Here is a 19,211-nt window from a genome sequence, read left to right as displayed (position 1 = left end):
TAATTAATTTTTTGAAGATGTACCTTCTGTGGTTATCAATTCAGAACTTTTAGGCTTAGTTGCTGCCAATTCTGTTTTCACCTTATAAGACCCTTTTAAATCTTCAAGTACATTTACAGCTTCTTCTACATACACATCTTGTGTTAAGTTTTCGTGCCAACGATCGCGTTTTAATCGTAGCGTAGAATCCTTTACAAACAATGCCTCTTCGTATGGTAAAGACGTATAAGTTAGATTAGATTTATAATCTGAAATTTTATCGAAACGTTTAGCTTCCTCTTCATTAAGCTCTAATTTCTCTTTATATTTTACGTAGTTTAAATTGAATTCGTTTTCATCCATTTTCGTTTTAATCCACTTCGCATTCTCTTCAATCAACTTTAATTGCTCATTATTACTCATACGCTCCTTACTTTTAGATATCGTAGAATCGTAATCAAAATGACCATTCCATAATGTATAGTCTGCTGGAGCAATTTTATCCCATGGTAACGGATTATCCTGATCCTTTTCACCAATATCGATAAAACTATAACGATCCGGAACAACAACATCACTCTTAACACCTTCTAATTGTGTAGAACCACCATTAATTCTATAAAACTTCTGGGTAGTTAATTTAAGAGCACCAAGATCTCCATTACTGTTATTTCGAACCATACGGTTAAGATCAAGCACATTCTGAACTGTTCCCTTTCCGTAAGTTTGCTTGCTTCCTATAATAATTGCTCGCTTATAGTCTTGCATTGCTGCCGCTAAAATTTCTGAAGCAGATGCCGATAATTCGTTAACCAAAATAACTAATGGACCATCCCATTCTATAGACTCGTCTTTATCTCTTAAAATTTCTTTAGGCTCTCCTGTAGATCGCACTTGTACAACCGGTCCGTCTTTAATAAATAATCCAGCCATATCGACAACAGTCTGTAAAGATCCTCCTCCATTATTTCTTAAGTCTAAAACTAAACCTTCCATTCCGGCTTCTTTTAATCGATCTATTTCTAACTTAATATCAGATGCCGCATTTCGGTTATTATAGTTTTCAAAATCTACATAAAACTTAGGAAGGTTAATTACTCCATATTTTACATCGTCCTTAGTTACTAAAGATGACTTAGCATAGGTCTCTTCCAACTCTACAACATCTCTAACAATAGAAATATCTTCTACAGTTCCATCTACTTTTTTAATAGTTAACGTGACTTCGGTACCTTTTGGGCCTTTAATAAATTTAATAGCATCATCTAGACGCATCCCTACAATATTAACAGCCTCTTTCTCGTCTTCCTGACGTACTTTAAGAATAATATCTCCAACTTCTAGATCCCCATTTCTCCAAGCAGGTCCACCAGAAATTAGTTCCATAATCTTAACATTATCCATCTTTTTCTGAAGTCTAGCTCCAATACCTTCTAACTTTCCAGACATTTGCTGATCGAATCTATCTTTATCTTCTGGAGCGAAGTAAAATGTATGCGGATCGAAAGATTCTACCACTGCATTAACATACATAGTAAACCAATCGCTACGCTTTAAATCGTCTACATAATCTGTGTAATAATTATCTATAGATTTTAAAGTAGACTCTCTAGATTCTTTTTCCATTTCCTCATCAGATTTCACTGTATACGTTGGATCTTCCTTCTTTTTAGAACGTTCTTCGGTTTGTAAATCGTCGTAATTAGAAATTGAGGTAAACTTAAGCTGTCTTCTCCAACGGTTTTTCATGTCCTTTTTGGATTTCGCATAAGGTTTTTCTTCGTAATCTCCATCAAATTCTTCATCTATAGAATAATCGAACGGCGTACTTAATACCTCTTTATATAAAGCCTTAGACTCCTCCATTCTCTGAATTAAACGTTCGTGAGTAAGGTTAAAAAAAGCAATATCGTACTCCTTTAATTGGTCGTCTAGATTATCCTTATATTTTTCAAACTCTTTTATATCAGAGGCGTAGAAATAGCGTTTTAAAGGATCTATGCCTTTTAAATATTTAGTGTATACTTCTTCAGAAAAATTATCGTCTAAAGTTTTAGGATCGAAGTGTCCGCGTTCGAGAACATAAGTAATTACTTGAACTAATAATTTATCCTTATCTGGGTTGCTAAATGTTTTAGTGGTAAAACTGCAAGACGCGAACGCCAACATTAATAATACTACTAGGTACTTGTAATTCCTTTTCATAAGCCTATAAAAATGCATCGTATATTTTTCACTAAAGTAGAGAAAAAACTATGCCAATAAAAATCAATATAACGTAATTTTTTGTTAAACTAAACAAATTGGCCGTTTCAGCTAGAATTTATGTATTTTAGCATAGCGATTTCAAAACAAAAAAAGATGTCAAAAAAGCCCCTTATTTTGGTTGTAAACGACGACGGTATTACAGCACCAGGAATAAGAACCCTTATAAAAATAATGAATACCATTGGAGATGTTGTTGTGGTGGCTCCAGATAGTCCGCAAAGTGGTATGGGACATGCAATAACAGTAGATTCTACCTTATATGTCGAAAAAATCACGATAGACAACGGCCCTCAAAAAGATTATAGTTGCTCAGGAACTCCTGCCGACTGCGTAAAATTGGGTGTTCGTGAGATTTTAAAACGAACACCGGACCTTTGTGTTTCGGGTATAAATCACGGCTCTAATTCTTCAATAAATGTTATTTATTCTGGGACTATGAGTGCCGCTATAGAAGCTGGTATTGAAGGCATTCCGGCCATTGGTTTTTCGCTTTTAGATTATAATTGGAATGCCAATTTCGAACATTCAGAATCCTTCATAAAAACCATAACAGAAAACACCTTAAAACACGGTTTGCCACAAGGCGTAGTTTTAAACGTAAATATTCCTAATGTCCCTAAAAAAGATATAAAAGGTATTCGGGTTTGCAGACAAGCACGAGCCAATTGGGTTGAAAAGTTTGATAAAAGACAAAGCCCAATGGGAAAAGATTACTACTGGCTTGCTGGTAAATTTGTAAATTTAGATCAAGGTGAAGATACCGATGAGTGGGCCTTAGGACATAATTATGTTTCTGTGGTACCCGTTCAATTTGACTTAACAGCCTACCAAAGTATTAGGCAGATTAACACATGGAATTTAAATGATTAAAAAAGAAGTTTTTATCGGGTTTTTAGTCGGCGTTATCGCCAATGCCATGGGATTATTTTTAGCCGCAAAATTCCTAGGAAGAGGAGACGATGCTATGACTGTGATAGAAGCCGCCGCCGCTGAAGGATTTTTAGGAAAACTAACTAGCTTAGGTGCTATTTTAAACTTAGTCGCTTTTTTTATTTTTATAAAAAAGAGGCAGGATTATAGAGCTCGAGGCGTAATTTTAGCCACGGTTTGTATTGCTATACTTACATTTACTTTTAAATTTTTATAATGAAATATTACATTATTGCAGGAGAAGCCTCGGGAGATTTACACGGCTCGAACCTAATGAAAGCGTTACAGAAAGTAGATAAAAACGCTAACTTTAGATTTTGGGGTGGGGATCTTATGCAAAATGTTGGAGGTACTTTAGTGAGTCACTATAAAGAACGAGCGTTCATGGGATTTGCAGAAGTCATTACCAATTTATCAAAAATTTTAAAAGCCATATCGTTTTGCAAGGAAGATATAAAGGCGTACAATCCTGACGTTATCGTGTTTATAGATAATTCTGGATTTAATTTACGCATTGCTAAATGGGCTAAGCAACAAAATTATCGAACAAATTATTATATTTCTCCCCAAGTCTGGGCGTCTAGAGCAAAACGTGTTGAAAACATTAAGCGCGATATCGATGCGATGTATGTTATACTTCCTTTTGTAAAACCCTTTTATGCCAAGTATGGTTATGATGTTACCTTTGTAGGGCACCCCTTAATTGACTCTATTGCAGATCGCACTCAAGTAGATGAATATAAATTTAGAACAGAGCACGGATTAAGTGAAAAACCTATAATTGCCCTTTTACCAGGAAGCAGAAAGCAAGAAATTAACAAAATGCTTACTGTAATGCTTAGTTTAATTGACGATTACCCAGATTACCAATTTGTAATTGCCGGAGCGCCGAGTCAAGATTTTGAATACTACCAACAATTTATTAAAGGAAGTAACGTTCATTTTATAGCTAATAAAACTTACGATTTATTAAGTGTATCTTTTGCGGCATTAGTAACATCTGGAACGGCTACTTTAGAAACTGCTTTATTTAAAGTACCTCAGGTGGTATGCTATAAAGGGAGCTGGTTGTCTTACCAAATTGGTCGTCGAATTATTAAGTTGAAATATATTTCTTTGGTGAATTTAATTATGGATAAACCTGTAGTTAAAGAACTAATTCAAGATGAGTTTAACACTAAAAACTTAAAGAAAGAACTTAATATTATTCTTGATGATTACGAGCGTACAAAGTTTTTTATTAATTATTACGATTTAGAGAAGAAGCTTGGTGGCAAAGGAGCCAGCAGGAAAACAGCTGAACATATTTACAACGGACTAAAATCACATTCTTAAAAATGCAGAAATTATCTTTTATACTTTGCTTACTTCTTTGTGTGAGTAGCTGTAAATCTTCTAAAAGATCTAAATCTTATTCATCAGCCAATGCTACAACGACCTCAAAAAACATTGAAAATACGCAATCCAGAATTGATAATGATCGGGTAATTTTAGCTCCAAAAAACGAGGCCGAATTAAAATCTTTAGGCATAGAATTAGTCGATTTCGCAAAGCAATTTGAAGGTGTTCGCTACAAATATGGTGGTACAACAAAAAAAGGTATGGATTGTTCTGGCTTAGTTTTTGAAACTTTTAAAGCTTATAATATCGAACTTCCACGTGTTTCCAGAGACATGGCTAAAGAAGGTATAAAAATAGATCTGGAAGATGTTAAAGAAGGTGATTTGTTGTTTTTTCATACCAATTCCAGGAGTAACACTATTAATCATGTTGGTTTAGTCGTAACATCTAGAATCGGACAAATAGAATTTATACACTCTACAACTAGTAAAGGTGTAATAACATCCTCATTAGCAGAACGCTACTGGTATCATTCTTTTAAAGAAGCACGTCGAATACTCTAATTATTAGTATCTTACTGTTATGAAGTTAAGTCGCTTTATAATAGTAAAACTCACAATATTCCTTATTATTGGAATCTGTTTAGGTTTTTATAGACCTATTCCATTTCTATGGAGTGCATTATCTTCCTCGATATTACTTTGCCTTCTTTTTTTACTGTATTGGATAAATTTGTCTCGTTTTAAACCGTCTATCGGGTTTGGAATGGTCGCCGTATTCCTTACCGTATCCATAGGGATTTTGAGTGTACATGTTCATAATCAGAAATTACAGTCAACGCATTATACTCTTGTAAAAGCTCCTGTAAAACAAATTACTTTTAAGATTAGCGATGTTCTTAAATCGAATACATACTACGACAAATACAAGGTTGAGATTCTAAAAATTAACGGCCTTCCTGTAACAGGCACATCCCTTTTAAATGTACAACGCGACAGCTTACAAAAAGTTATAGATATTGATGATATTTACATCACCTCCAGCGCTTTTAAAGACATTCTTCCACCTTTAAATCCGAATCAATTTAATTATAAATCGTATTTAGAACGACAGTACATATACCATCAAATTACAACAACTCGAAAGTACCTATTTCATCTTCCAAGTGAGCCATCTACGCTTTCGGGTCTGGCTCATCGTATTAACACATTCGTAAATTCCAAGTTAAAAACGTATCCGTTTGGAACCGACGAACTTGCTGTAATAAATGCATTATTACTAGGACAAAGGCAAGATATTTCTGAAACATTATATACAAATTACACCAAAGCAGGTGCAGTACATATTTTGGCAATATCGGGATTACATGTCGGAATTTTATTATTGATTTTAAACTATATATTATCGCCACTCGAGCGTCTACCTTATGGTAGAGGATTAAAAACCATTCTTGTTATTATCTTAATGTGGTGCTTTGCTATTTTAACAGGATTATCTCCATCGGTAAGTAGGGCTACTTTAATGTTCACATTGGTTGCCATTAGCTTAAATTGGAATCGGCCAAATAACACATTTAATACTGTAGCGATTTCCGCCTTTCTACTGTTATTATGGAATCCTATGTTACTTTTCGATGTAGGCTTTCAGTTAAGCTATTTAGCCGTTTTAAGTATTGTGGCACTTCAACCTAAATTAAATAGATTATGGTTTCCAAAATATAAACTTATTAATTTACTTTGGAATACACTTACCGTAACTGTTGCTGCTCAAGTTGGCGTTTTGCCGTTAAGCATCTACTATTTCCATCAGTTTCCAGGACTATTTTTCCTTTCTAATCTCATTATAATTCCCTTTCTAGGTTTCATTTTAGGCTTTGGTATTCTCATACTACTCATGGCAACACTTGGAATATTACCTAATGTAATGGCTATACTTTTTAATAAAATAATTGGCTTTATGAATACCATTATACAATGGATTGCGAATCAAGATCAGTTTATTTACAGTGCCATTTCTATAAAGTTAAATACAGTCATTGTGCTTTATGTATTAATTATAGGTTTCATCTACGTATTATTTACTCCCAAATATAAATCGATCGTTATCACTTTAATCGCATGTATAATTCTGCAATGCACTTTGCTTTACAATCGGGTTGCTATAAACGCTACAGAATGGATTCTGTTTCATAAAACCAGAGAAACAATATTGACGCACAGAATAGATAGACAACTTGATATGTTTACTGCAACCGATTCTACACAATCCTTGCATACGTATCCGTTAAAGGATTATGCCATATATAAAGGCATAGAAACGGCTCAAACCAAACCTTTAAAAGCTGTCTATTCTATTAACAACAAGAACATATTAATAGTTGACAGTTTAGGCGCCTATAACGTAAGGTCTTTTAACCCCTATTATGTCTTACTTAGCAATTCTCCTCAAATAAATTTAAACCGTTTAATAGACTCTTTAAGACCCCAAGAAATTATTGCTGATGGCAGTAATTACAAATCGTATATCGCACGGTGGGAACAGACCTGTAAAAACAAAAAAATCCCTTTTTACCAAACTGGCAAAAAGGGAGCTTATATATTTAAATAAGATGTGTTATTATTCAACAAATTCAGGAACAAAACTTTCAAAATATGCATTAGCACTTTCTTGAGTTTGCAACTCTTTGTATTTATCACTATGAAATAACTTTAAGTAGACTTCTAATTGTTGTGGTTGCTGGTAGCCACGAACTGGAGCGATAACTTGCGCGTCCTCATCTAAAAACACGATAGTTGGATAAGCATCTACTCCCAATGCTCTTGTAAATTCATGAACGCCATTTCTTCTATTTTTTTTTGCTTCGTCGTAATTAGGATTACCATAAGTAGTTCCCTGATAGGTTATAGACTCTGGTCCTTCGGCATCAAATTTAACGGCATAATAATTTTCGTTTACATACGCAGCAACATCTTTATTCTGAAATGTATTTTTATCTAACATTTTACAAGGACCACACCAATTGGTATACGCATCCATCATAATTTTTTTTGGAGCTGTTTTCTGAAGTTCTAAAGCTTCATTAAAACTTAACCAATTAATCTCCTGTGCATTTATAATTCCTACTGAAAACATAAGAACCATTAAACATAAACTTTTTCTCATCAACTTAACATTTTTTATTCTCATTCTTAAAAATAGTGTATTCACCATAATGGTCTAAAATATAAAAAGCATCTTACAAAGAAGATGCCTTTTATTATATAAATATGTTAATTTTTAGTGAACGCCGTGCATTAACTTATTCACCTTAGGTGTTAATGCCATAATTAATAATCCTGCAACAATTGGCACAATTGTAAAGATTAGAAAAAATGTACTCATATCGTAAGCTGCTGTAATTTTATCGATTAATCCCCCCATCATACCAGCTGCTTTATTACCTAAACCAACAGCAATATACCATAACCCAAACATTAGTCCGATTTTGGCTGCAGGTACTAATTTACTTACATAAGACAATCCTACAGGCGATAATGATAATTCTCCTAATGTATGAAGCAGATAAGCTAAAATTAACCAAACCACACTAACCGATGCGGTTTGTGCTCCTTGAGGTATGCTTGCCGATCCATAAGCTAATACACCAAATCCTAATCCAAGTAAAATTAAACCAATTCCGAACTTAACCGTTGCTGGCGGATTGTATTTACTTTCCCAAATTTTTGAAACTAACGGTGCAAATGCAATGATATAAAACGAATTTAAAATTCCGAACCAAGATGCAGGAATCTCTGTACTTTCTTCAGAAAACTGAGATTTCAACATGTAAATTACAATCCCCCAAATAATCGCAAAACTTAAACCTAAAGCTAAATTAGATACCTTGTATTTACTAAAGGTTATTCTGAATAATTGGAATAATACATATGTAATAATCATTAACGGAATAACAGTAAGCAGTGTGTTTGCTATTCTAAATACATTAGCAGACGTTCCTTCTAAAACACGATCGGTATAATCTGATGCAAAAATAGTCATAGCCCCACCAGCTTGCTCGAATGCAGCCCAAAAGAAGATGGTAAAGAATGCTAATATTCCCACTACAATGTATCGATCTGCCTGAATATTGCTAGGAACAACTTCTTCTTTTTGCGTATCTAATTCTTTATGACTGGCATCAAAAGCAAGTGTATCTTTTGGCGATAAACCAATTCTTCCAAAAATAGTTTGGGCTAACCAAAATTGAATCATTCCTAAGAACATAAAAATTCCAGCTAATCCAAATCCGTAATGCCATCCTATAGATTCACCAACATAACCACATAATAAAATCCCTAAAAAAGCTCCAGCATTTACTCCCATATAAAATATGGTAAAGGCTCCATCTTTCTTGTCTTGAGCGTTTTTATAAACTCCGTTAATAATAGATGTAATATTCGGTTTAAACAATCCGTTTCCTGCGACTAATAGTCCAATACCTAGATATAAACTCCAAGGTGTGTCGAATGCCATGGCCGCGTGACCCAAAGTCATAATTAATGCTCCAATAGCTACAGAACGCCTGTATCCTAAAAACTTATCGGCTAGTAGACCTCCCAAAATTGGAGAAAAATATACTAACATAGTATATGTTCCGTAAAGTCCCAAAGCATCTTCCCGACTCCATGCCCAACCGCCGTCGATTATAGCAGACGTTAAGAAAAGCACCAAAATGGCACGCATTCCGTAGTAAGAAAAACGTTCCCACATTTCGGTGAAAAATAATACAAACAACCCAGAAGGGTGACCCATTAAAAGTTGTCGGTTCATATCGGAACCTTCAAATCTAAAATTTGTTGCACTCATTATTACATATTTTTAAATATACCTCGTTTAAATAGCGCCTGGTTTAATGTGCTACTTCACGCTCGTCATCTTCGGCACCATGCGTAAGCACCTCTAATTTTTTTCTGAATATTAACATAACTAATCCAAAAACAACACAGAAGATAGCGATACCAGTGAATATGGTAAATTCACCTAAACTTTCTGAAGCTTCCCCTAGAGTTCCTGCCAATTTATTTCCAATACCAGTCATTGCGAAATATACACCCATAATTAAAGACGCATATTTAACCGGTGCTAATTTTGTGATGTATGATAAAGCCACTGGAGATAAAGATAATTCTCCAATTGTATGGAATAAGTAAGCCAATACTAACCAATACATAGCCGATCCTCCTTGACCATCTACTATAGGTCCGTTAGCATTAAATTGTGCCGCAGCCGCTGTCATGAAAAAGAATCCCATTCCCATTATAATAAGACCTACAATCATTTTAAAAAGTGATGTAGATACTTTACCTTTTAACTTTCTGTGTGCCCAATAACCAGCAACCGTTGTTCCTAATAAAATAATAAACATGGCATTAAAAGATTGGAACCATGATGCAGGAAACTCCCACCCCATTATCATTCTGTTAGTTTTTTCTGAAGCATAAATATTCATTAAACCTCCAGCTTGTTCAAAAGCTCCCCAAAACACTATCACTAAAAAGAACGAAATAAATAAAACTATAATTCTATCTTTTTCAATTTTAGTCAATGGCTTATCTAAAATTTCTTGATCTGCTAAACCTTCAGCATTTTCTTCATGACTTAAAGTATCATGTAAATACTTCTGACCAGCGATATATTGAATTAAACCTAACGTCATTCCTATTCCGGCTAAACCGAAACCGTAATGCCATCCGTAAACTTCACCTACATATCCAACGATTATACTAGATAAAAAGGCACCTATATTAATACCAATATAAAAAATAGTAAATCCTTTATCTCGTCGTATATCACCTTTTTTGTAAAGACCTCCTACCATGGTAGAAATGTTTGGCTTTAATAAACCAACTCCTAAAATAATTAATCCTAGACCACTATAAAATGCCCACATTTCTTCAACTGCAAGAATACCATGTCCTGCAACTAACAGAATTCCTCCATAAAGTACGGCTTTCTTTTGTCCGAAAAACTTATCGGCAAGCCAGCCTCCTGGGATTGATGCTACATATACTAACATAGTATAAGTTCCATATAAGGATAAGGCTTCTCCATTGGTCCAACCTAATCCTGCATTCGCATCTTTAGTTTCGGCTACTAAATACAGTACTAAGATAGCACGCATACCGTAATACGAAAAGCGTTCCCACATTTCTGTAAAGAACAATACATATAGTCCTATAGGATGACCAAATATTTCTTTCTGTTTAACATCAATCGATTCTGTCATGTGTAATTTTATTAGTTATAAGTTATACGTTATAAAGGGTTTTCTGTTTATAATTTATCGCCTAAAGTGCGATCTAAAAAATTAGTCATCTTAGTATACAAATGTAATCTTGTGTTACCACCATAAATACCATGATCGTTATCTGGGTACAACATCCATTCGAATTGTTTATTCGCTTGAATTAAAGCCTCTATCATTTGCATAGAATTCTGTACATGCACATTATCGTCTCCAGTTCCGTGAACGAGTAGAAAATCTCCTTTCAATTTGTCAACATGATTAATTGGAGAATTTTCGTCGTAACCCGAAGCATTTTCTTGAGGAGTAGTCATGTAACGTTCTGTATAAATAGAATCGTAAAATCTCCAACTGGTCACGGGTGCAACTGCAATTGCCATTTTAAACACATCGTTTCCTTTAAAGATTGCATTACTACTCATAAAGCCACCAAAGCTCCATCCCCAAATCCCAATACGCTCCTTGTCAATATACGACAAATCTCCTAATTGTTTTGCTGATTGAATTTGGTCTTCCAATTCGAATTTACCCAATTCTTTTTGTGTAGATTTTTTAAATGCAGCACCTTTAAACCCTGTTCCGCGACCATCGACACAAGCAACGATATAACCTTTTGAAGCTAACATTTCGTACCACATATCGTTAGCACCTAACCAAGTATTAGAGACGCTTTGAGATCCTGGTCCAGAATATTGAAACATTAGTAACGGATACGTTTTAGAAGCATCGAAATGAGATGGCTTAATCATCCACATATTTAAATCGTTACCATTAACTTTAATTGTACTAAATTCCTTTGGAGAGATATCGTATGCTTCTAATTTATCCGATAACGCTTTATTGTCTTTAATAACCTTAATAACTGCTCCTGTTTTTGAATTGTTTAGAGTATATAAAGGCGGTGTATTTGCATTAGAGAATGTATTAATAAAATAGGTGAAATCTGCGCTAAAAGAGGCCGCATTTGTTCCTACTTTATTAGATAAATGAATTTTCTTTTTACCATTTAAACCAATGCTGTATACATCGCGGTTAATTGATCCGTTTTCTACAGACTGATAAAAAATACGTTTCGATTTTTTGTCAAAACCATAATAATTAGTCACTTCCCAATCTCCTTTAGTGATTTGATTGATTAGCTTTCCATCTTTTTTATAGTGATAGATATGGTTGTATCCGTCTTTTTCGCTCGTCCAAATAAAACTATTATCATCTAAGAAGGTTAAATTATCGGTAATATCTACATACGCATCATCTGTATCTGTAAGCACTAATGTAGCCGACATGTCTGAAGCATCAATCATCCATAAATCCAATTCGTTCTGATGTCTATTGGTATACTGCGCACTTAAAATATCTGCCTCGTTTGTCCATTTAATTCTAGGAATATAAAAGTCGGAATAGTTCTTATCTAATATTACTTCGGCTGTTTTATCTGTTTTTAGGTTATAAACATGAAGTGACACTTCTGAATTCGCCTCACCTGCTTTTGGATATTTAAACACATTTTGTTGCGGGTATAGCGCTGTGCCGTAAATGTCCATAGAAAATTCAGGAACTTCAGATTCATCAAATCGGATAAATGCAATTTTATCACCTGTAGCATTCCATTCAAAGGCACGAACAAAAGCAAATTCTTCTTCGTAAACCCAGTCTGTAATTCCGTTTATAATTTTATTATCTACACCATCCGATGTAAATTTTGTGGTTTCACCAGTATTTAAATCTTTAATAAACAGATTATTGTTTAATCCGTAAGCTACTTTGGTACCATCTGGAGAAAAAGTAGGTTCTTGAATCTTTTCATCAGAAATCGCTATAACTTTATTAGTAGCGGTGTCGAAAACAAAATATTTTCCTAAAGTCGAACGTCTAAAAATAGATTCTACTTCTGTAGCCAAAAGCACTTTACTTTCGTCTTCACTAAACGTATAATCTGTAAAATAGGCAATCTCTGATAAGTTTCCAGAATTCACCAAAGACTTCTCTTTACTTAAGGTTTTATAATCGTAGATATCGATAGAAGAGGTTCTCGATTTACCATCGAAATTTAATACAGAATACTCCTGACCATTGGCCATAGAATGTAAAGATTGCATGCGCTCTGTTCTAAAACCGCCTTTCCAAATATCTTCTAAATTAATTTGTTTTTCTTGTGCTGAAACTAAACCTGATGTTAAAACAAACAACAGTAATAATGGAGAATAATACTTCACGTATAATTATTTATAAATTAGTTAAAAATAGGGAATTTTCAAAGGCTCCGAATTTAGTAAAAATTAACCGAATTCACACCTCAATTTTTAGTTTAAATGAGCAATACAGCGGTTTAAAACCATAAATTAGCTTATATTAATACTATCTTTGCAGGATTAAATAAAAAATTGAATGAGTAAAACGATTTCAGGTTTTTCAAAACTATCTAAGTCAGAAAAAATAGATTGGCTTGTTAATGCGTATTTCGACAAGCAAGAAGATACCAAAACTATTTTAAAACAATATTGGAATTCTAATACTAAACTACAACAACTACACGACGAGTTTATAGAAAACACCATAACAAACTATTATTTACCATTAGGTGTCGCTCCTAATTTCTTAATTAACGACAAGCTTTACACCATCCCAATGGCTATCGAAGAAAGTTCTGTCGTTGCTGCCGCAAGTAAGGCCGCTAAGTTTTGGTTGGATCGAGGCGGATTTAAAACCTCGGTAATCTCCACCACTAAAATCGGACAAGTACACTTTATATATAAAGGAGATCACGCGCGTTTAAAAGAGTATTTTAATACCGTTAAATCTAAACTTTTAGAAGCTGTAAAACCACTTTCTAAAAACATGGAAAAACGTGGTGGTGGTATTTTAGATATTGAGTTACGCGATAAGACAGCCGCTATTCCTAACTATTTTCAGTTACATGTCTCATTTGAAACTGCTGATGCCATGGGAGCGAATTTTATTAACTCGTGTTTAGAACAATTTGCTAAAACATTTAAATCTGAAGCTCTAAATTTTGAAGGTTTCACCACTGAAGAAGCCAACATAGAGATTATAATGAGCATACTTTCTAATTATGTTCCAGACTGTTTAGTTCGAGCAGAAGTAAGTTGTAAAGTTGAAGAATTAACCGAAAACAAATCTATACCTGCCGATGTTTTTGCTAAGAAGTTTATACAAGCTGTAAAGATTGCCGAGATAGAACCTTACCGTGCCGTAACGCACAACAAAGGCATAATGAATGGTATTGATGCCGTTGTACTAGCTACTGGAAACGACTTTAGAGCGGTAGAAGCTGGCGTACATGCTTATGCCTCTAGAAACGGATCGTATAGCAGTTTGTCTCATGCTAAAATAGAAGATGGCATATTCACCTTTTGGATGGAAATACCGTTAGCGCTAGGTACTGTAGGTGGTTTAACAAATTTACATCCGTTAGTAAAACTCTCTTTAGAGATGCTAGATAAGCCAAATGCAAAAGAGCTCATGCAGATTGTAGCTGTGGCTGGTTTAGCCCAAAATTTCGGAGCATTACGTTCGTTAACTACTACAGGAATTCAGGAAGGCCACATGAAGATGCATTTAATGAATATATTAAATCAGTTGGAAGCAAATCCTGAAGAAAAAACAGCCATAGTAAATCATTTTAAAACACATACGGTTTCACATAGTGCAGCTGTAGAAGCTTTAGAAAAATTACGCCAATAATGGAGACATTTTATAGCAATGGAAAACTTTTAATCACTGCAGAATATTTGGTTTTAAACGGAGCTAAAGCTTTTGCATTACCAACTAAATTCGGGCAATCATTAACGGTTGAGCCACATGCAGATGCAGGCATACATTGGCAAAGTTTTAATAGTGAGAATGAAGTTTGGTTAGACACACAGCTTAGTTATAGCAAACAAGCGCTTGTTCCTGATATAGAAAATGATCTTACCTTAAGATTGGTGTCTATATTAAATGTAGCTAAACAATTAAATCCTGATTTCCTAAAACAAGAGAAAGGTTTAAATGTAAAAACCTACTTAGACTTTCCTACAAATTGGGGTTTAGGCACATCGTCTACTTTAATAAATAACATTGCAAATTGGGCTACCGTTAATCCCTATAAACTTCTAGAACTCACATTTGGTGGTAGCGGTTACGATATTGCCTGTGCGTCTAATAATACACCAATTACGTATACATTAGATAAAAAATCGCCCATTGTTAATCCTGTTATTTTTAAACCTGAGTTTTCTAATCACATCTATTTTGTGCATTTAAATATGAAGCAAAATAGCCGTGAAGGTATTGCGCATTATAAATCAAATCCTTCTGATAAATCTGAAGCGATTAAAGCCATCAATACAATTACAGAAGACTTATTACACTGTACCAATTTAAACGCTTTTAACACCCTAGTAGATGCTCACGAAACTATAATTGCCGACATAGTGAATTTGAATCCCGTGAAAGCTTCTTTGTTCTCTGATTTCTCAGGAAGCATTAAAAGTTTAGGGGCTTGGGGCGGAGATTTTGTTATGGTATCGTCTGCAGAAAATCCAACCGATTACTTTAAACAGAAAGGATATCACACCATCTTGTCTTATCAAGACATGATATTATAAAACAAAAAAAATCCTCATCTAACGATGAGGATTTTTTATTCTAGGTAATCTGTAATTTATTGTACAGACTCTGCTCTATTATCTTCAATTTCTGAAGCATCTTTTAAAGCTTCGTATAACTTAGTATTTACAGCATTTGCTTTTTGTTGTCCAACGCGGTTAGCAAAAGCTTGGTAGTTATCTAACTCTGTAGCTGCTGAAACTTTAGTAACTTCAACCATATACACTCCATTTTCTCCAACTACTAATTTAGAGGTTTCTCCTTCTTTTAAACCGAAAGCTGCACCAACAATAATTGGTTCTCTACCCGCACCAGAAATAGTAGGGTTTTTCATGTTTATAGAAGACGCTGTTTTAACCGTTTGATTTTCTTCTGAAGCTAATTCATCTAAAGTAGTCGCTTTTACACGGTCTATTATTAATGCGGCTTTTTTCTCTTTACGAATTTTAGGAACAACAATTGCAGATGCATTATCTGTAGACATTAAACCTGCTTCGTTTTTATTTGTAAGTTGAACGATTGCATATCCACCAGAGATATTGAAACGTTTAACATCTCCTACTTTAGTTTCTTCGTCAAATGTCCAACGTACGATTTGACGCTGATTGCTTAATCCAGGAATATTTTCTTGAAGAATTTCAATTCCTTTTACTGGACGAACAGAATAGTTATTTTCTTTAGATACTGCTTGGAAATCTTTATCTGCTACAGCGATTTCAAATTTAGAAGCATCTCTAAATACTTTATCTATTGTTGCATCAGAAGGCTCGATTTCTCTAGCGATAGTTGCAATTTTAACAGCGCGTTCTGTAGCTGTTTGATCTAATATTTCAATAACGTGAAAACCGAAATCTGTTTTTACAACACCGATATCACCTTTACGATTTTCGAAAGCATAGTCTCTAAATTCTGGCACCATTGCATTGTATGTAAACCAGTCTAAAACACCATCGTTTTCATTACTTACTTTATCTGCAGATAATGATAATACATCTGCAAATTTAGAAGGATTTCCTTTTATAACAGCCATTATACTATCTGCTGTTTTTTTAGCTTCAACTTGCGTTTGAACAGTTTCTACTGTAGCCGCACGAGATCCTAAAAACGGAATTAAAATATGTCTAGCTTTAGCTGAGTCTGGTAAGAATTTTTCTTCAACTAATTTAGATAATTTAAAGAAGCCATTATCTTTATAAGGTCCGAATGTACTTCCTACACTCTTGTTATATAAGTTATCTGTTAAGTTTTTTGGTAACGCCGATTTGAAAACAAAACGGTTATCGTATTTAATATCTGAATTAGAATTTACAAATGTTTCTACATCCTTAACCTGAGCAAATCCTAAAATAGTATCGTTGGTTTTTGTAAGATCGTTATAAACTACAGAGTTGTTTAACATGTTAGTTAATGAAGTAGAAATCTCTTTTTCATCTTCTAATGAAGCAACTTCTCTAAATTCCACATAATTAATATCTCTAGAAGCTTCTACTTGAAATTCTTTTTTGTGATCTTTTATGTAACTAGAAATTTCCGATTTAGACACCGCAACAGTACTATCTGATATCGCGCTAAAAGGAATTTGTACATATTTAATATCAACCTTGTTATTTTCTAAACCATGCTCCACTTTACCCTCTGCTAAAGTTCCAGTTACACCAGCCTTTACCATATTAATATAGTCTTGTTGCATACCTGCTGCAGCGATAGATTGTTCGTAATCTACCCATTGTTGGTAACCTTCGGCAGACGTTGCTTTTAATGTAGCAATGTATTCATTAAGCTTATTTTCATCAAATAAACCAGCTTCGTTTTGAAATTCTGGGCTACCTGCTAAATTTGTTTTTAACAAGTTTCTCATTTGGTCACGTTCTACCGTAAATCCTAAAGAGTTGTATTGAGACTCCATTACAGCTTGTCTTAATTCTTGATTCCAAACCGTATTCATTGCTTGTGTGTTAGTCACACCCTGTCCCATTTGTCTTTGTGCGAATTCTACTTTACGCAAAAAGTCTTCTCTAGAAATTTCTTTCCCATTTATTGTAGCAACAACACTCTGAGATTTATTTGCTAATGCATCACCATTTTGGAATAAACCAGAAAGTACAAAAGAGAATAAAGCTAAAGCGATAATAAGGATTAAGAAAAGTGAACGTTGTCTAATTTTATTTAAAACTGCCATTGGTCATTTAAATTATATGAAATATTGGGCGCGAAAATACCATTTTCCTTTTAATTATAAAAGGAGAAAACATCAATAATTCATTTAATTTGTACCAATTAGGGAATTTATTCTCCCTTTACAATGGTAAGTGCGACTAAGTCAATTTTAGTATTGGACACTTCTAGAATACTAAAGCGAAAATCGCCTATAACGACAACTTCATTTTTACTTGGAATTTCTTCAGTATGATTTACAATAAAGCCTCCTAAAGTGCCGTAGTTTTCACTCTCAGGAATATTTAATTTGTAATTTTCGTTTAAATAATCGATTTCGAATCGGGCAGAAAAAGTATAATTCTCATCGTCTATTTTTTCTTCAATTAAGTCAATGGTATCGTGCTCGTCTTCAATTTCACCAAACAATTCCTCTACAATATCTTCAACAGTCATTATTCCAGATGTCCCACCATATTCGTCTATAACCACCGCAATACTTTTACGCTTTTTAATCAGAATACTTAATATATCCTTCACTAACATGGTTTCTGGTACAAACTCTACAGGAAGTAAAATAGACTTTATTGTTTTGGGCTTTTTAAAAAGCTCGAACGAATGCACGTATCCAAGAATATCGTCTATGGTATCTTTATATACTATAATTTTAGAACAGCCGGTTTCTGTAAACAGACTATTTAAAACTCGTGGAGATTCCTGAATTTCGACTGCAATTATTTCTGTTCTAGGCACCATGACTTCACGGGCTTTCACTTCGGAAAATTCTAGCGCATTTTGAAATATTTGAATTTCAGAATCGACTTCGTCATGCTCTTCAACAGACTTCATTTGTTCTGTAATATAGTTTCCTAATTCTACCTTGGAAAATGCCAGTTGCACTTGGTCGCCTTCCGTTTTAAAGAAACGTCTCAATACAAAATTAGATACCCAAAGTACAAAGTCTGATATCCAAGAAAAGAAACCATAAAATATGTAAGCCGGAACTGCAAAAAATTTAATTAATGTATTAGCATATATCTGAAAGAATACTTTTGGTAAAAATTCGGCAGTTATTAAAATAACTAGTGTAGATATAACGGTTTGTGTTAACAAACTTAAATCATTCAACATATAAGTAATAAATGTCGAATTTGATGGTAACATGGATTGAAACCAATTAACGAGCAAATCGCCCATAAAAAACCCATAGATAACCAAAGCAATATTGTTACCAATTAGCATGGTTGCAATAAACTTTGAAGGTTTAGCCGTAAGTCTTGTTAAGACATTAGCTAAAAATCCATCTTGTTTTTTCTCGATTTCGATATGTATTTTATTGGAAGACACATAGGCAATTTCCATACCCGAAAAAAAAGCAGATAGAATTAACGATACTACGATAATGATGATTTCTGGACTCATCTAAAACAATTAGTCTTTATTATCGAATTTCTTGTTGAACCTCTTCCTGAAGAAAAACATAAATATAGCGGCACCAGCAAGCAATAACGATCCATAATCTACAACTCCTGTTATCATGTATTTATTTACAACCTGATATAAGAACACAACGGCAAATATTAAATATGCGTATTGAAAGAACTTAAATGATTTATTCATGGTAAAAATTTAATTTGAAACAAAG

General features: G+C 34.0%; 15 protein-coding genes. 7 read left to right on the top strand and 8 right to left on the bottom strand.

Annotated features, from left to right (window positions below):
- Window positions 1-3: 3 nt before the first annotated feature.
- Complete coding sequence (locus tag AC0UBM_RS08400; protein ID WP_475688318.1) at window positions 4-2,184, bottom strand: carboxy terminal-processing peptidase; 2,181 nt, start codon at window positions 2,182-2,184, stop codon at window positions 4-6.
- 156 nt (window positions 2,185-2,340) lie between these two features.
- On the opposite strand from AC0UBM_RS08400, the gene surE reads away from it, so the two are divergent.
- The 5 genes from surE to AC0UBM_RS08375 are packed head-to-tail and all read left to right on the top strand — an operon-like array spanning window position 2,341 to window position 7,125.
- Window positions 2,341-3,117: a 5'/3'-nucleotidase SurE gene (surE, locus tag AC0UBM_RS08395; protein ID WP_475688317.1), complete on the top strand. Its 777-nt coding sequence runs from the start codon at window positions 2,341-2,343 to the stop codon at window positions 3,115-3,117.
- Entirely contained in the window at window positions 3,110-3,394 is a 285-nt protein-coding gene (locus tag AC0UBM_RS08390; protein WP_434037599.1) for a hypothetical protein, read from the top strand. Before surE ends, AC0UBM_RS08390 begins: the two co-directional genes overlap by 8 nt.
- Window positions 3,394-4,512 carry a lipid-A-disaccharide synthase gene (gene lpxB, locus AC0UBM_RS08385; protein ID WP_475688316.1) on the top strand — a complete coding sequence of 373 codons (1,119 nt, stop codon included), beginning with the start codon at window positions 3,394-3,396 and terminating at the stop codon, window positions 4,510-4,512. Before AC0UBM_RS08390 ends, lpxB begins: the two co-directional genes overlap by 1 nt.
- Window positions 4,513-4,514: 2 nt before the next feature.
- On the top strand, window positions 4,515-5,081 hold the full coding sequence (locus AC0UBM_RS08380; RefSeq protein ID WP_434037598.1) for a C40 family peptidase: 567 nt from the start codon (window positions 4,515-4,517) through the stop codon (window positions 5,079-5,081).
- A gap of 19 nt (window positions 5,082-5,100) precedes the next feature.
- Window positions 5,101-7,125, top strand: a complete 2,025-nt coding sequence (locus AC0UBM_RS08375) for a ComEC/Rec2 family competence protein (RefSeq protein ID WP_475688315.1) — start codon at window positions 5,101-5,103, stop codon at window positions 7,123-7,125.
- A 9-nt stretch (window positions 7,126-7,134) separates the two neighbouring features.
- On the opposite strand, the gene AC0UBM_RS08370 is transcribed toward AC0UBM_RS08375, so the two are convergent.
- From AC0UBM_RS08370 to AC0UBM_RS08355, 4 genes are all read right to left on the bottom strand, one after another.
- Window positions 7,135-7,680 carry a thioredoxin family protein gene (locus AC0UBM_RS08370; protein ID WP_475688314.1) on the bottom strand — a complete coding sequence of 182 codons (546 nt, stop codon included), beginning with the start codon at window positions 7,678-7,680 and terminating at the stop codon, window positions 7,135-7,137.
- 114 nt (window positions 7,681-7,794) lie between these two features.
- Window positions 7,795-9,363 (bottom strand): peptide MFS transporter, encoded by a 1,569-nt coding sequence (locus tag AC0UBM_RS08365; protein ID WP_475688313.1) that lies wholly within the window; start codon window positions 9,361-9,363, stop codon window positions 7,795-7,797.
- A 43-nt stretch (window positions 9,364-9,406) separates the two neighbouring features.
- The gene (locus tag AC0UBM_RS08360; protein WP_414036295.1) at window positions 9,407-10,783 is read right to left on the bottom strand and encodes a peptide MFS transporter; all 1,377 of its coding nucleotides are present in this window, start codon (window positions 10,781-10,783) and stop codon (window positions 9,407-9,409) included.
- A gap of 47 nt (window positions 10,784-10,830) precedes the next feature.
- A complete protein-coding gene (locus AC0UBM_RS08355; protein ID WP_475688312.1) occupies window positions 10,831-13,017 on the bottom strand; it encodes a S9 family peptidase in 2,187 nt (728 codons plus the stop codon).
- A 172-nt stretch (window positions 13,018-13,189) separates the two neighbouring features.
- On the opposite strand from AC0UBM_RS08355, the gene AC0UBM_RS08350 reads away from it, so the two are divergent.
- Both AC0UBM_RS08350 and AC0UBM_RS08345 read left to right on the top strand, forming a co-directional pair.
- A complete protein-coding gene (locus AC0UBM_RS08350) occupies window positions 13,190-14,506 on the top strand; it encodes a hydroxymethylglutaryl-CoA reductase, degradative (RefSeq protein ID WP_475688311.1) in 1,317 nt (438 codons plus the stop codon).
- The gene (locus AC0UBM_RS08345; RefSeq protein ID WP_475688310.1) at window positions 14,506-15,411 is read left to right on the top strand and encodes a GYDIA family GHMP kinase; all 906 of its coding nucleotides are present in this window, start codon (window positions 14,506-14,508) and stop codon (window positions 15,409-15,411) included. Before AC0UBM_RS08350 ends, AC0UBM_RS08345 begins: the two co-directional genes overlap by 1 nt.
- A 56-nt stretch (window positions 15,412-15,467) precedes the next feature.
- Here AC0UBM_RS08345 and AC0UBM_RS08340 read toward each other — a convergent pair whose 3' ends face one another.
- From AC0UBM_RS08340 to AC0UBM_RS08330, 3 genes are all read right to left on the bottom strand, one after another.
- Window positions 15,468-17,591, bottom strand: coding sequence for a peptidylprolyl isomerase (locus tag AC0UBM_RS08340; RefSeq protein WP_475688309.1), 2,124 nt, complete (start codon window positions 17,589-17,591; stop codon window positions 15,468-15,470).
- A gap of 107 nt (window positions 17,592-17,698) precedes the next feature.
- A complete protein-coding gene (locus tag AC0UBM_RS08335; protein ID WP_414036300.1) occupies window positions 17,699-18,988 on the bottom strand; it encodes a hemolysin family protein in 1,290 nt (429 codons plus the stop codon).
- Between the two features lie 9 nt (window positions 18,989-18,997).
- Window positions 18,998-19,186 (bottom strand): hypothetical protein, encoded by a 189-nt coding sequence (locus AC0UBM_RS08330; RefSeq protein ID WP_414036301.1) that lies wholly within the window; start codon window positions 19,184-19,186, stop codon window positions 18,998-19,000.
- Between the last annotated feature and the right edge of the window lie 25 nt (window positions 19,187-19,211).

This window comes from Formosa sp. F44 (assembly GCF_056238645.1).
The sequence above is the reverse complement of the archived record's forward strand: the minus strand, read 5'-3'. Positions and strand labels throughout refer to the sequence as shown.

Coding starts and splice junctions, on each gene's coding strand:
- AC0UBM_RS08365 (WP_475688313.1), bottom strand. CDS start 9,363: ATGAGTGCAACAAATTTTAGATTTGAAGGTTCCGATATGAACCGACAA.
- AC0UBM_RS08350 (WP_475688311.1), top strand. CDS start 13,190: ATGAGTAAAACGATTTCAGGTTTTTCAAAACTATCTAAGTCAGAAAAA.
- AC0UBM_RS08375 (WP_475688315.1), top strand. CDS start 5,101: ATGAAGTTAAGTCGCTTTATAATAGTAAAACTCACAATATTCCTTATT.
- AC0UBM_RS08360 (WP_414036295.1), bottom strand. CDS start 10,783: ATGACAGAATCGATTGATGTTAAACAGAAAGAAATATTTGGTCATCCT.
- AC0UBM_RS08380 (WP_434037598.1), top strand. CDS start 4,515: ATGCAGAAATTATCTTTTATACTTTGCTTACTTCTTTGTGTGAGTAGC.
- AC0UBM_RS08345 (WP_475688310.1), top strand. CDS start 14,506: ATGGAGACATTTTATAGCAATGGAAAACTTTTAATCACTGCAGAATAT.
- surE (WP_475688317.1), top strand. CDS start 2,341: ATGTCAAAAAAGCCCCTTATTTTGGTTGTAAACGACGACGGTATTACA.
- AC0UBM_RS08370 (WP_475688314.1), bottom strand. CDS start 7,680: ATGAGAAAAAGTTTATGTTTAATGGTTCTTATGTTTTCAGTAGGAATT.
- lpxB (WP_475688316.1), top strand. CDS start 3,394: ATGAAATATTACATTATTGCAGGAGAAGCCTCGGGAGATTTACACGGC.
- AC0UBM_RS08335 (WP_414036300.1), bottom strand. CDS start 18,988: ATGAGTCCAGAAATCATCATTATCGTAGTATCGTTAATTCTATCTGCT.
- AC0UBM_RS08390 (WP_434037599.1), top strand. CDS start 3,110: ATGATTAAAAAAGAAGTTTTTATCGGGTTTTTAGTCGGCGTTATCGCC.
- AC0UBM_RS08330 (WP_414036301.1), bottom strand. CDS start 19,186: ATGAATAAATCATTTAAGTTCTTTCAATACGCATATTTAATATTTGCC.
- AC0UBM_RS08340 (WP_475688309.1), bottom strand. CDS start 17,591: ATGGCAGTTTTAAATAAAATTAGACAACGTTCACTTTTCTTAATCCTT.
- AC0UBM_RS08400 (WP_475688318.1), bottom strand. CDS start 2,184: ATGAAAAGGAATTACAAGTACCTAGTAGTATTATTAATGTTGGCGTTC.